We start from the raw sequence: 13,536 nt of genomic DNA, 5'->3' as shown, positions 1-13,536 counted from the left end.
AATCCCGTTTTGTGGCTGGGGCGGTGGGCTTACGCATCGTCACCGGCCCATAAGCTGGGGTATACTGGCTCTCCACCGTTTCTTACACTTTTTATCAGAGGCATACTCATGGGCGGTATCAGCATTTGGCAGTTACTTATCATTGCCGTGATCGTGGTTCTTCTCTTCGGCACCAATAAATTACGCAACCTTGGCTCCGATTTAGGTTCATCGATCAAAGGCTTCAAAAAAGCGATGGGCGATGATGATAAAGAGACAAACAAACAGCAGGATGCCGAGTTTGACGCGCGTCCGCTGACGGATAAGCAGGCGAACACGGCCAGCAAAGAAGAGACTAAAAAAGATAAAGAGCAGGTGTAAAACGTGTTCGACATAGGTTTTAGCGAACTGGTCTTGGTCTTTGTCATCGGCCTGGTGGTGCTGGGCCCGCATCGTTTGCCCATTGCCGTAAAAACGGTGGTTGGCTGGATCCGCGCTATGCGCTCACTGGCGGCAAACGTGCAAAACGAGCTGGCGCAGGAGTTAAAGCTACAGGAGCTGCAGGAAAGCCTGAAAAAAGTGGAGCAGGCCAGCAAAGATTCTCTTACCCCGGAACTGAAAGAGTCGATGGAAGAGCTGCGTAAATCCGCAGAATCGATGCGTCGTTCTTATTTGGGTGAGAATGAGCAGGCCGATGATGAAGCGCATACCATTCATAACCCGCTGATTAAAGATCCGCACGATGAGCATACCGGCGCAACGCCGGCCAGTGCCGACCATCAGGCCAGCGCGCCAGCGCAGAAACCGCTGGCTAATAACGCGGTTCAGCAGCCTATTGTTAATAATGCCGCTGCGCCCTCAAAGTCCGTCGCAGATGACTTACCTGCTGTTTCCCCCTCTCAACCAACGATGAATGATAAACATGGCCGTTGAAGATACCCAACCGCTGATCAGCCATCTGATCGAGCTACGCAAGCGGCTGCTTAACTGCATTATCGCGGTGCTGGTCATTTTTCTGGCGCTGGCCTGGTTCTCGAATGATATCTACCAGCTGGTTGCCGAGCCGCTAATCAAACAGTTGCCGACCGGCTCCAGTATGATCGCGACCGACGTGGCTTCGCCGTTTCTAACGCCGATCAAGCTCACCATTATTGTTTCTGTGTTCCTGGCGGTTCCGGTCATCCTCTATCAGATCTGGGCTTTTGTGGCGCCCGCGCTGTATCGCCACGAACGCCGTCTGGGTATGCCGCTGCTTTTCTCCAGTACGCTGCTGTTTTATATCGGCGTCGCCTTTGCTTACTTTGTGGTTTTCCCGATGGCGTTTGGCTTTTTCGCCAAAACCGCGCCGCAGGGCGTCACCATGGCGACTGACATCGCCAGCTATCTTGATTTCGTGATGACGTTGTTTATGGCTTTTGGCGTCGCCTTCGAAGTGCCGGTAGCTATCGTACTGCTGTGCTGGACTGGCGTTACCACGCCAGAGATGTTGCGCCAGAAACGTCCTTATATGCTGGTTGGCGCCTTTGTGGTCGGCATGCTGTTAACCCCGCCAGATGTTTTTTCGCAAACTTTGCTCGCTATTCCGATGTACTGCCTGTTTGAGGTTGGCGTATTCTGTTCGCGCTTCTATGTTGGCAAAGGGCGTCAGGATCATGAAGAAGAGCAAGAAGCTGACTCCTGACGTTTAGCGCAGGGCCCGCTACAGCGGGGAAAATTCATCGCTAACCGCCCGTCAGGGCGGTTAATTTTTTCAGGACATACCATGTTTGATATCGGTGTAAACCTGACCAGTACGCAGTTTGCGAAAGATCGCGAACAGGTGGTAAGGCGCGCGCGCGAGGCCGGCCTTACCGGCATGCTGATTACCGGCACTAACGCGCTGGAAAGCCAGCAGGCGCAAAGCCTGGCGCAGCGTCATCCTGATTTCTGCTGGTCAACGGCAGGCATCCATCCTCATCATGCCAGCGAGTGGTCAGCGGATACCGCCGCGACGCTGCGTCGGCTGGCGGAAAGCCCGCAGGTCGTAGCCATCGGCGAATGCGGCCTTGATTTTAACCGTAACTTCTCCGCACATAATCAGCAGGAATACGCCTTCGATGCGCAGCTGGCGCTGGCCGCCGAACTGCAAATGCCGGTCTTTCTGCACTGCCGGGACGCCCATGAACGTTTTATTGCCGTACTGAAACCCTGGCTCGACCAGCTTCCGGGTGCGGTGGTGCATTGTTTTACCGGTACGGCTGAAGAGCTGGCGGAGTGTCTGGCTCTGGGATTATCGGTGGGTATTACCGGCTGGGTCTGCGATGAGCGACGCGGGATGGCGTTACGTGAGCTGTTGCCGCAGATTCCAGCGGAGCGGCTGCTGCTGGAAACGGATGCGCCTTATCTGCTGCCGCGCGATATGCGTCCGCGTCCTACGTCACGCCGTAATGAACCCTGTTTCCTGCCGCACATTGTGCAGCAGGTCGCGCTGTGGCGCGGAGAGGAAGTTGGCCAGCTGGCACAGCAAACTGATGCCAACAGCCGACGCCTGTTTCGTCTGTAAACAGTGAGACCGCTGCGCTAACGCGTCAGGCCTTGCGAAACGCGCTGTTTTCTACGCTTTGCTTAACCTGCTTATTGAGCAGGTTAAGCAGCAGCATGGAACGGGCTTCGCCGTCCGGCTCGGTGAAAATCGCTTCCAGACCTTCCAGCGCGCCTTTGGTGATCACTACTTTATCGCCCGGACAGGGCGTATCAGGATCGACCATTTTCTCTGGCGTATTGGTGCGTAACGCATCAATCACATCCGGCGGCACATTTGCTGGCTGGGCGCCGAAGCGGACAAAGTGACTGACGCCGCGCGTGGCACTAATGGTAGTGGTATGAATCGCTTCGGGATCGAATTCAATAAACAGATAGTTGGGGAACAGCGGCTCTTCTACCGTGGTTCGTTTACCGCGCACAATTTTTTCCATAGCAATCATCGGGCTAAGGCAATTTACCGCCTGCCGCTCCAGATGCTCTTTAGCGCGTAATAACTGACCACGTTTACAGTAAAGAAGATACCAGGATTCCATAATGTCACTTTCCAATTATTGAAGGCTAAGAATAGCAAAACTGCTATCAGAGAGATAGCGACATCACGCCGCGTCAGGGCCATTCTGAGGCAGGTTTTGTCGGGGCGATTTGCCCGCCCGGAAAGTAAAAATAGTCGTTATAAATACCTGGTTGGCACAAATTGTAGAATTGAAAATTGACGAATGCCGCGTCCGTGGTTCAGACTCGCAGCGCAACTTTTTAATAACAAAGTCAGGTACGGTGCGGGATCTGCTCAGCAGGCGGTAACGTATCGACACAAACCTCAGCATATCCGTTGAATCCTCCTTATAATGGCCGATTCTGCGGCCTGAATAATGAATCTGATGAAATACCACGATTTACGCGAGTTCCTTACGCTGCTTGAACAGCGTGGCGAGTTAAAACGTATCACGCTGGAGGTCGATCCTGTTCTGGAGATGACCGAGATCGCCGATCGTACCTTGCGTGCTGGCGGCCCGGCGTTACTGTTTGAAAACCCGAAAGGTTATGACATGCCGGTACTGTGCAACCTGTTTGGCACGCCGAAGCGCGTGGCGCTGGGCATGGGACAGGAAGAGGTCAGCGCGCTGCGCGAAGTCGGCAAGCTGCTGGCGTTTCTGAAAGAGCCGGAGCCGCCGAAAGGGTTTCGCGATCTGTTCGATAAAATGCCGCAGTTTAAGCAAGTGTTGAACATGCCAACCAAACGGCTGCGCAATGCGCCCTGTCAGGAACAGGTGTGGCAGGGTGATGAGGTCGATTTGTCACGCATTCCGGTTATGCAGTGCTGGCCGGAAGATGCCGCGCCGCTGATCACCTGGGGCTTAACGGTGACGCGCGGGCCGCATAAAGAGCGTCAGAACCTTGGCATCTATCGTCAGCAGGTCATTGGCAAAAATCGCCTGATTATGCGCTGGCTTTCCCATCGCGGCGGCGCGCTCGATTTTCAGGAGTGGAGCAAAGCCCATCCGGGCGAACGTTTCCCGGTGGCGGTAGCGCTGGGCGCCGATCCCGCGACCATTCTCGGCGCGGTGACGCCGGTGCCGGATACGCTCTCGGAATATGCTTTCGCCGGTCTGCTGCGCGGAACCAAATCAGAAGTGGTGAAATGCCTCTCTAACGATCTGGAAGTGCCAGCCAGTGCCGAAATCGTGCTGGAAGGCTATATCGAGCCGGGCGACATGGCGCCGGAAGGGCCGTACGGCGATCACACCGGCTATTACAATGAAGTGGATAACTTTCCGGTCTTCACCGTCACCCATATTACGCAACGCCGTAATGCCATCTATCATTCAACTTATACCGGTCGTCCGCCCGATGAGCCTGCAGTGCTGGGCGTGGCGCTGAATGAAGTGCTGGTGCCGATTCTGATTAAGCAGTTCCCGGAGATCGTCGATTTTTATCTGCCGCCGGAAGGGTGTTCGTATCGGCTGGCGGTCGTCACCATGAAGAAGCAGTACGCCGGACATGCCAAGCGCGTGATGATGGGCGTCTGGTCCTTCCTGCGTCAGTTTATGTACACCAAGTTTGTTATTGTCTGCGATGACGATGTAAACGCGCGCGACTGGAATGATGTGATTTGGGCGATTACTACGCGCATGGATCCGGCGCGTGATACGGTGCTGATCGAGAATACGCCGATCGACTATCTTGACTTCGCCTCTCCGGTTTCTGGCTTGGGTTCGAAAATGGGGCTGGATGCGACCAATAAATGGCCGGGCGAAACGCAGCGCGAATGGGGCCGTCCAATAGTGAAGGATCCGGCGGTAACGGCGCGGGTCGATGCTATCTGGGATCGGCTGGGAATTTTTAACGATTTGCCGCCACGCTAGTGGCGCAATGACGACCCGACAGAGGGAACGCATGACAACGTTAAGCTGTAAAGTGACCTCGGTAGAGGCAATTACCGATACCGTTTATCGGGTACGGCTAGTGCCGGAAGCGGATTTCAACTTCCGTGCCGGGCAGTATTTGATGGTCGTAATGGATGAACGTGATAAGCGTCCGTTTTCCCTGGCTTCGACGCCGATGGAAAAAGACATTATCGAACTGCACATCGGCGCTTCTGAACTCAACCTGTACGCGATGGCGGTAATGGAACGCATCCAGCAGCAGCGCGAAATTGTGGTCGACATTCCGCATGGTGATGCCTGGTTACGTGAAGATAGCCAGCGTCCTATGATCTTGATTGCTGGCGGCACCGGATTTTCCTATGCGCGTTCTATCCTGCTGACCGCGCTGGCGCAGCAGCCGGATCGCGATATCGCTATCTACTGGGGCGGCCGTGAAAGCCATCATCTGTACGATCTGGAAGAGCTGAATGCGCTGGCGGTGCGTCATCCTAATCTGAAGGTGGTGCCGGTTGTCGAGCAGACCGATGCGCAATGGCAAGGGCGCAGCGGCACCGTACTGACGGCGGTCATGCAGGATTTCGGCACGCTGGCCGGGCATGACATTTATATTGCCGGACGTTTTGAAATGGCGAAAATCGCCCGTGAACGTTTTTGTGCCGAGCGCGGCGCGCAGGAAGCGCAGATTTTCGGCGACGCCTTCGCCTTTATCTGATGTAGCTTTCCGGCGATCCTCATCCCATTACGGGATGGCAGCGTTGCCATCCCGCTAATAAAAACCCACCCCTGACAGGCGGGAAAAACCACAGGTATATCAGACGCGTTCAAATACGGTCGCGATGCCCTGACCGAGACCGATGCACATGGTCGCCAGACCAAACTGCGCATCACGGCGCTCCATCAGGTTGAGCAAGGTGGTACTGATGCGCGCGCCGGAACAGCCCAACGGATGGCCGAGCGCAATGGCGCCGCCGTTCAGGTTAACCTTTTCATCCATCCGATCCAGCAAGCCTAAATCCTTAATGCAGGGCAGAGTTTGTGCGGCGAAGGCCTCATTCAGCTCAAACAGGTCAATATCGCTAACGCTCAGTCCCGCTCGCTTCAACGCCAGTTTGGATGCAGGCACCGGCCCGTAGCCCATAATCGATGGATCGCAGCCCACCACCGCCATCGCTTTAATGCGCGCGCGCGCTTTCAGGCCCAGCTCACGAGCGCGTGATTCACTCATCACTAACATGGCGGCGGCGCCGTCCGACAGTGCCGACGAGGTGCCTGCGGTTACCGTGCCGTTAACCGGATCGAACGCTGGCTTGAGCGTCGCCAGGCCCGCCGCGCTGGTATCGCTGCGAATAACCTCATCAAAATCGTAGCGTTTCAGCACGCCGTCGGCATCATGACCGCTGGTGGCGACAATTTCATTGCGGAAATGGCCTGCCTGCGTGGCGGCCCAGGCGCGCTGATGAGAACGGGCGGCAAAGGCATCCTGCATTTCACGACTAATCTGGTGCATACGCGCCAGCATTTCCGCCGTCAGCCCCATCATGCCTGCGGCTTTAGCGACGGTGCGGCCCATGCCGGGATGAAAATCGACACCGTGATTCATTGGCACATGACCCATATGTTCCACGCCGCCGATCAGGCAGGCATGCGCGTCGCCCACCATAATGGCGCGCGCAGCATCATGCAGCGCCTGCATGGAAGAACCACACAGCCGGTTGACGGTGGTTGCCGGGACGCTGTGCGGGATCTCCGCCAGCAGCGCGGCGTTACGGGCAATATTAAAACCCTGCTCCAGCGTTTGTTGGACGCAGCCCCAGTAAATATCATCCAGCGCCGTCGGTTCTAACGCGGGATTGCGGCTGAGCAGGCTGCGCATCAGATGGGCAGAAAGATCTTCTGCGCGCACCTGGCGAAATGCGCCACCTTTCGAGCGGCCCATTGGCGTGCGGATGGCATCAACAATAACGACATTTTCCATTCTTTCGCTCCTCACGCCGTTGCCAGCGCGGCCTCATTAATCGGTTCGGCTGGCGGATACCAGCTTTCATTACGCTGCGCTTTTGCCGTCAGTAATTGCGGAAGTGCATACAGCGGGCCAAGTTCCGCGTACTGCTGCGCCAGGCTGATGAAAGCGGCATTGCCCACGGTATCGAGATAGCGGAACGCGCCGCCGTGGAACGGAGGGAAGCCGAGGCCATACACCAGCGCCATATCCGCTTCTGCTGGAGAGGCGATCACCTGTTCTTCCAGGCAGCGCACCACTTCGTTAATCATCGGAATCATCATGCGGACGATAATCTCTTCATCAGTGAAAACCCGCTTCGGCGTGCTGACACTGTGCAGCAATGCATCGGTTTCCGCGTCAGCCACCTTTTTACTCTTACCTTTTTTATCCGTTTCCCACGCATAAAAGCCGCGCTGATTTTTCTGACCAAAGCGCTGGGCTTCAAACAGCACATCAATAGCGTCGCGGTAATCCTTTTTCATGCGCGTCGGGAAACCGTCAGCCATCACGCTTTGTGCGTGGTGAGCGGTATCAATGCCTACCACATCTAACAAAGTGGCCGGGCCCATCGGCCAGCCGAACTGTTTCTCCATCACCTTGTCGATCTGGCGGAAGTCGGCGCCGTCGCGCAACAGCAGGCTGAAACCGGCAAAATAGGGGAACAGTACCCGGTTAACGAAAAAGCCCGGACAGTCGTTGACCACGATCGGCGTTTTGCCCATTTTGCTGGCCCAGGCGACGACCTTCGCCAGCGTGGCGTCCGACGTTTTCTCGCCGCGGATCACTTCAACCAGCGGCATACGATGTACCGGATTGAAGAAGTGCATGCCGCAGAAGTTTTCCGGTCGTTTTAATGCCTGCGCCAGCTGGCTGACGGGAATGGTCGAGGTGTTAGTCGCAATAATGGTCTCTTCGCCAACCAGCGCTTCGGTTTCCGCCAGCACTTTGGCTTTAACCTGCGGATTTTCTACCACGGCTTCGACCACAATATCGGCGCGTTCAAAGCCGCTAAAGGAGAGGGTGGGCTGAATGGTAGAGATAATACTGGTGAGCTGTAGCGCGTCGATTTTGCCGCGTTCCAGCTGTTTATTGAGCAATTTGCCCGCCTCGCTCATGCCGAGCTTCAGCGATTTTTCGCTGATGTCCTTCATGATGACCGGAACGCCTTTAGACGCGGACTGGTAAGCGATGCCGCCGCCCATAATGCCAGCGCCCAGCACCGCGGCCTGCTGCGGCAGCGTCTGGCCTTGCGCCAGCTTTTTCGCTTTGCCTTTAACATACTGATCGTTCAGAAAGATGCCGACCAGCGCGCGCGCTTCTTTCGACTGCGCCAGCGGAACGAAGGCGTTGGTTTCCAGCTTCAGTGCCTCGTCACGGCCCAGACCGGCGGCGGCTTCGATCGTTTTTACCGCCATCATCGGCGCCGGATAATGTTTACCGGCGGTTTGCTGCACCACGCTTTTCGCAATGGTAAAGCTCATCGCCGCTTCAATCAGGCTCAGCTTAAGCGGCTGTAGTTTCGGCTGGCGGCGCTGCTGCCAGAATGCAGGATCGTCAATGGCCATTTTAAGCATGGCGATAGCGCCGGTGCGCAGCTGCTCCGCCGGCACAACGGCATCCACCAGGCCGAGCGCCAGCGCGCTTTTGCTATCGACATCCTTTCCGGCTGCGATAATCTCCAGTGCGCTGTCGGCACCCAACAAACGCGGCAGCCGTACCGAGCCGCCAAATCCTGGCATGATCCCCAGTTTGGTTTCCGGCAGGCCGATGCGTGCATCTGGCGTAGCGATACGAAAATCGGTCGCCAGTACGCATTCGCAGCCGCCGCCCAGCGCATAGCCGTTTATTGCGGAAATAGTCGGAACCGGCAGATCTTCCAGGCGGTTGAAAATGCTGTTAGCAAACGTCAGCCAGTGCGCCAGCTTTTCCGATGGCGCCGTAAACAGTGATAAGAATTCGGTAATATCCGCACCGACAATAAAGGCCGGTTTAGGGGAGCTGAGCAGAACGCCTTTCAGCGCCGTCTGTTTTTCCAACACCGCAATGGCTTCGCCCAGGCTGGCTACGGTCTGCGTATCCAGCTTATTGACTGAACCGGGCGCGTCGAAAATCAGTTCGGCGATGCCATCATCCAGCCAGTTCAGGGAAAGTGTGTTGCCTTGGTAGAGCATGTCCGTCTCCTGAAACCGCGTTTAGGGGATCTGGTCGTACCAGATGATCGGAGTGTGGGAGGGTTGTTAATTATTTGCAAACAGATCTTTGCTCATTTGCAAACAAGATCACAGGCGGCGGCGGCACGGCATCCCCAGGCGCGCTGTGGTAAGATGCACCCAATTTTGCGAATAGGGAGTATGGAAATGAATACGATGGCTACGTTGTACAAAGATCATATCGCTACCCTTCAGCAGCGCACGCAGCAAGTGCTGGCGCGCTTCAAACTCGATGCCATGCTGATTCATTCCGGCGAGCTGCTGACGGTGTTTCTTGACGATCACACTTACCCGTTTAAGGTGAACCCCCAGTTTAAAGCCTGGGTACCGGTCACGCAGGTGCCGAATTGCTGGCTGTGGGTAGATGGCGTTAACAAGCCTAAGCTGTGGTTTTATTCGCCGGTGGATTACTGGCACAACGTTGAACCGTTGCCGCACAGTTTCTGGACCGATGAGGTCGAGGTTGTGGCCCTGAAAAACGCAGATGACATTGGCGCTTTATTGCCGCAGCTGCGTCAGAACGTCGCTTATATCGGCCCGGTGCCGCAGCGCGCCATGCAGCTGGATATTCACGCCGACCATATCAATCCGCAGGGTGTAATTGATTTCCTGCACTATCATCGCTCTTATAAAACCGACTATGAACTGGCCTGTATGCGCGAAGCGCAAAAGCTGGCAGTGGCCGGTCATCTGGCAGCGAAAGAAGCCTTTCTTTCCGGCATGAGCGAGTTCGATATTAATCTGGCCTATCTGACCGCGACTGGTCATCGTGACACCGACGTGCCTTATGGCAATATCATCGCCCTGAATGAACACGCCGCGGTACTGCATTACACCAAACTCGATCACCAGGCACCGGCGAAGCGTCGCAGCTTCCTGATCGATGCAGGTGCGGAATATAACGGCTATGCGGCCGATCTGACGCGCACGCACGCCGCCCAGAGCGATTCATTGTTTGCCCAGATTCTGCAAGAGATGAATCAGCATGAGCTGGCGCTGATTGATACGTTGAAAGCGGGCGTGCGCTATAGCGATTATCATCTGCAGATGCATCAGCGTATCGCCGGTATGCTGCTGAAGTTCGATCTGGTACGCGGGATCAGCGAAGAAGCGATGGTAGCGGAAAATCTTACCGGCCCGTTTATGCCGCATGGCCTGGGACATCCGCTTGGGCTACAGGTGCATGACGTTGCAGGCTTTATGCAGGACGATCGCGGTACGCATCTGGCGGCGCCTCAGCAATATCCTTTCCTGCGCTGTACGCGCGTGCTTGAGCCGCGCATGGTACTCACCATTGAGCCGGGCTTCTATATTATTGAATCGCTTCTTGCTTCCTGGCGAGAAGGGAAATACAGCCAACACTTTAACTGGCAGGCGATTGATGCCTTGCAGCCTTATGGCGGTATTCGCATCGAGGACAACGTGGTGATTTATGCCAACCGCGTTGAGAACATGACGCGCGATCTACATTTGGCCTGATGAACGCTTATGATATTCCCGCTGAGCCGTTGAGTATCAGCGAAGAAACGATCAAAAAAAGCCGTTTTATCACGCTGCTGGCGCATACCGAAGGCGTGGAGGCGGCGCGGGCGTTTGTCCAGCGGGTTAAAGCTGAACATCCGACCGCCCGTCATCATTGTTGGGCCTGGGTCGCCGGCAGCCCTGATGATTCGCAACAGCTGGGCTTTTCGGATGATGGCGAGCCTTCCGGTACGGCGGGCAAGCCCATGCTGGCGCAGCTGATGGGCAGTCAGGTTGGTGAGATTACCGCTGTAGTGGTGCGTTACTACGGCGGCATCATGCTCGGCACCGGCGGGCTGGTGAAGGCTTATGGCGGCGGCGTGCAGCAGGCGCTGAAGCAGCTAGCACGCAAACAAAAAATACCGATGCGCCAATTTCAGCTACGCTGCGATTATGCCCAGCTCAATGATGTGGAGCGCCTGGTTCAGCGTTTTGAAGGAGAACTGCTTAAGACGGAATTTTTGGATGTTGTCTCGCTAACTTTGGCATTGCCCCATGCGCAGGTCGCCGGGTTTATGCAGAATTTAACGGACATTAGCCGTGGAGCTTTAACGCTCGAACCGGTAACCCCCTAATTTTTATCTTAAGGAAACGGCAGAATGCATTTTCGTGCCATTACCCGAATCGTCGGGCTACTGGTCATTCTGTTCTCTGGAACAATGATCGTGCCCGGTTTAGTGGCGTTGATTTATCGTGATGGCGCAGGGCGCGCATTCAGTCAGACATTTATTATGGCTTTGCTGATTGGCGCCGTACTGTGGTGGCCTAACCGCAAGCAGAAAAATGATCTGAAGCCGCGCGAAGGCTTTTTGATTGTGGTGTTGTTCTGGACGGTGCTGGGCAGCGTCGGGGCAATGCCCTTTATTTTTGCCGAGCATCCTAACCTTTCCGTAACCGATGCCTTTTTTGAATCCTTTTCCGGGCTAACCACCACCGGCGCGACCACGCTGGTGGGACTGGATTCTCTACCAAAGGCGATTCTATTTTACCGGCAGATGCTGCAATGGCTGGGCGGCATGGGAATCATTGTGCTGGCCGTTGCGATTCTGCCGATTCTTGGCGTCGGGGGGATGCAGCTCTACCGGGCGGAAATGCCCGGCCCGCTGAAAGATAACAAAATGCGGCCCCGCATCGCCGAAACTGCTAAAACGCTCTGGCTGATCTACGTTCTGTTAACGGTCGCCTGTGCGGTAGCGCTATGGCTGGCGGGTATGCCAATGTTTGATGCCATTGGTCATAGCTTTTCAACTATCGCTATCGGCGGCTTTTCTACCCATGATGCCAGCGTCGGCTATTTTAACAGTCCGACCATTAACACTATCATCGCTATTTTTCTGCTGATTTCCGGCTGTAACTATGGCCTGCATTTCTCACTGCTGAGCGGACGCAATCTGCGCGTTTACTGGCGCGATCCAGAGTTTCGCATGTTTATCGGCGTGCAGTTTACGCTGGTGGTGATCTGCACCCTGGTGCTGTGGTTTCACAACGTTTACGCCAGCGGCTTGCAAACGCTGAATCAGGCATTTTTCCAGGTGGTATCGATGGCAACCACGGCGGGCTTTACTACCGACAGTATTGCGCGTTGGCCGTTATTCTTACCGGTACTGCTGCTCTGTTCCGCCTTTATTGGCGGTTGCGCCGGATCCACCGGCGGCGGCCTGAAGGTCATCCGTATATTGCTGCTTTTTAAGCAAGGCTCGCGTGAACTGAAACGGTTGGTGCATCCCAATGCGGTCTACACCATCAAGCTGGGGAACCGTGCTTTGCCGGAACGCATTCTGGAAGCGGTATGGGGCTTCTTCTCCGCTTATGCATTAGTGTTTCTGCTCAGCATGCTGGCCATCATCGCAACCGGCGTTGACGATTTTTCTGCATTTGCTGCCGTTGCCGCTACGCTAAATAACCTTGGCCCAGGATTAGGCGTAGTCGCGGATAACTTCACCTCAATGAATGATGTCGCAAAATGGATTTTAATTTCGACCATGCTTTTTGGTCGTCTGGAAGTCTTCACTTTACTGGTGTTGTTTACTCCTACCTTTTGGCGCGAGTAAAACAAGGAGAGAGAAATGAAAGCGTTGATTTTGTTTTCCAGCCGTGACGGACAAACGCGGGATATTGCTGCTTATATTGCTAATACGCTCAAAGCACATCAGGAATGTGATGTGATGAATATCCTGCACGCCCAACAAATCGACTGGGCGCAGTACGATCGCGTGCTGATCGGCGCATCAATTCGCTACGGACATTTTCAACCGGCCGTAGCGCGCTTTGTGAAAAAGCATCTGGCGGAGCTACAACAGCGCGTTAGCGGTTTCTTTTCAGTAAACCTGACGGCGCGGAAACCGGAAAAGCGCACGCCCCAGACCAATGCCTATACGCGGAAATTCTTATTGCAGTCGCCCTGGCAGCCGGACAGCTGCGCGGTGTTCGCCGGGGCATTGCGCTATCCGCGCTATGGCTGGTTCGATCGCGTCATGATTCAATTTATTATGCGTATGACCGGCGGCGAGACCGATGCGCGTAAGGAAGTTGAGTATACCGACTGGCAACAGGTAGAACGTTTCGCTAAAGAATTCGCTCAAATGAGCAGCAAATCGCGCTAAAAAAAGCCGGCTTGCCGAAAAATAAACCTAACGATCATTTTTTTGAAATAAACACTTGTCAGGCCGGAAGAACTCCCTATAATGCGCCTCCATCGACACGGCACAGCGGCTTACGCCACGCGGTGTTGAGCGGTTCAGTAGTTCTGAATCGCCGGAGAAAAACTTCTGAAAAAGAGGTTGACTCTGGAAGAGGAAAGCGTAATATACGCCACCTCGCGACAACGGCACGAAGCGCCGGTCGCACCGCTCTTTAACAATTTATCAGACAATCTGTGTGGGCACTCACGGACGGGATACGCAAAAAAAATCTTGCA

Annotated in this window: 13 protein-coding genes; 10 read left to right on the top strand and 3 right to left on the bottom strand. The window is 55.1% G+C overall.

Annotated elements, in window-relative coordinates:
- Nucleotides 1–108 precede the first annotated feature (108 nt).
- The 4 genes from tatA (at nt 109) to tatD (ending at nt 2,521) form a co-directional block, all read left to right on the top strand.
- A complete protein-coding gene (tatA, locus tag P3C52_RS06240; RefSeq protein ID WP_275554319.1) occupies nt 109–360 on the top strand; it encodes a Sec-independent protein translocase subunit TatA in 252 nt (83 codons plus the stop codon).
- A 3-nt stretch (nt 361–363) separates the two neighbouring features.
- Nucleotides 364–912: a Sec-independent protein translocase protein TatB gene (tatB, locus tag P3C52_RS06235; RefSeq protein ID WP_275554318.1), complete on the top strand. Its 549-nt coding sequence runs from the start codon at nt 364–366 to the stop codon at nt 910–912.
- Complete coding sequence (gene tatC, locus P3C52_RS06230) at nt 902–1,660, top strand: Sec-independent protein translocase subunit TatC (RefSeq protein WP_275554317.1); 759 nt, start codon at nt 902–904, stop codon at nt 1,658–1,660. The genes tatB and tatC overlap by 11 nt, the downstream gene beginning before the upstream one ends.
- Nucleotides 1,661–1,741: 81 nt before the next feature.
- The gene (gene tatD, locus P3C52_RS06225) at nt 1,742–2,521 is read left to right on the top strand and encodes a 3'-5' ssDNA/RNA exonuclease TatD (protein ID WP_275554316.1); all 780 of its coding nucleotides are present in this window, start codon (nt 1,742–1,744) and stop codon (nt 2,519–2,521) included.
- 25 nt (nt 2,522–2,546) lie between these two features.
- Here tatD and rfaH read toward each other — a convergent pair whose 3' ends face one another.
- Entirely contained in the window at nt 2,547–3,035 is a 489-nt protein-coding gene (gene rfaH / locus P3C52_RS06220) for a transcription/translation regulatory transformer protein RfaH (protein WP_275554315.1), read from the bottom strand.
- Nucleotides 3,036–3,380: 345 nt separating this feature from the next.
- Here rfaH and ubiD point away from each other — a divergent pair, with 345 nt between their 5' ends.
- Nucleotides 3,381–4,865 (top strand): 4-hydroxy-3-polyprenylbenzoate decarboxylase, encoded by a 1,485-nt coding sequence (gene ubiD, locus P3C52_RS06215; protein ID WP_275554314.1) that lies wholly within the window; start codon nt 3,381–3,383, stop codon nt 4,863–4,865.
- 31 nt (nt 4,866–4,896) lie between these two features.
- On the top strand, nt 4,897–5,598 hold the full coding sequence (fre, locus tag P3C52_RS06210) for an NAD(P)H-flavin reductase (RefSeq protein ID WP_275554313.1): 702 nt from the start codon (nt 4,897–4,899) through the stop codon (nt 5,596–5,598).
- A gap of 99 nt (nt 5,599–5,697) precedes the next feature.
- Here fre and fadA read toward each other — a convergent pair whose 3' ends face one another.
- A complete protein-coding gene (fadA, locus tag P3C52_RS06205) occupies nt 5,698–6,861 on the bottom strand; it encodes an acetyl-CoA C-acyltransferase FadA (protein WP_275554312.1) in 1,164 nt (387 codons plus the stop codon).
- A gap of 11 nt (nt 6,862–6,872) precedes the next feature.
- Complete coding sequence (gene fadB / locus P3C52_RS06200; RefSeq protein ID WP_275554311.1) at nt 6,873–9,059, bottom strand: fatty acid oxidation complex subunit alpha FadB; 2,187 nt, start codon at nt 9,057–9,059, stop codon at nt 6,873–6,875.
- A 186-nt stretch (nt 9,060–9,245) separates the two neighbouring features.
- Between fadB and pepQ the strand changes: the two genes are divergently transcribed.
- The 4 genes from pepQ to hemG are packed head-to-tail and all read left to right on the top strand — an operon-like array spanning nt 9,246 to nt 13,222.
- Nucleotides 9,246–10,577 (top strand): Xaa-Pro dipeptidase, encoded by a 1,332-nt coding sequence (gene pepQ / locus P3C52_RS06195; RefSeq protein WP_275554310.1) that lies wholly within the window; start codon nt 9,246–9,248, stop codon nt 10,575–10,577.
- The gene (locus tag P3C52_RS06190; RefSeq protein ID WP_275554309.1) at nt 10,577–11,194 is read left to right on the top strand and encodes an IMPACT family protein; all 618 of its coding nucleotides are present in this window, start codon (nt 10,577–10,579) and stop codon (nt 11,192–11,194) included. Before pepQ ends, P3C52_RS06190 begins: the two co-directional genes overlap by 1 nt.
- Nucleotides 11,195–11,218: 24 nt before the next feature.
- Nucleotides 11,219–12,670 carry a Trk system potassium transporter TrkH gene (gene trkH, locus P3C52_RS06185; RefSeq protein ID WP_275554308.1) on the top strand — a complete coding sequence of 484 codons (1,452 nt, stop codon included), beginning with the start codon at nt 11,219–11,221 and terminating at the stop codon, nt 12,668–12,670.
- A gap of 15 nt (nt 12,671–12,685) precedes the next feature.
- Nucleotides 12,686–13,222, top strand: a complete 537-nt coding sequence (gene hemG / locus P3C52_RS06180) for a menaquinone-dependent protoporphyrinogen IX dehydrogenase (protein WP_275554307.1) — start codon at nt 12,686–12,688, stop codon at nt 13,220–13,222.
- The last annotated feature ends 314 nt before the right edge of the window (nt 13,223–13,536 follow it).

The sequence above is a fragment of the Mixta sp. Marseille-Q2659 genome (assembly GCF_940807255.1).
Classification (GTDB): Bacteria; Pseudomonadota; Gammaproteobacteria; order Enterobacterales; family Enterobacteriaceae; genus Mixta.
This window is presented reverse-complemented; position numbering and strand designations above follow the sequence as displayed.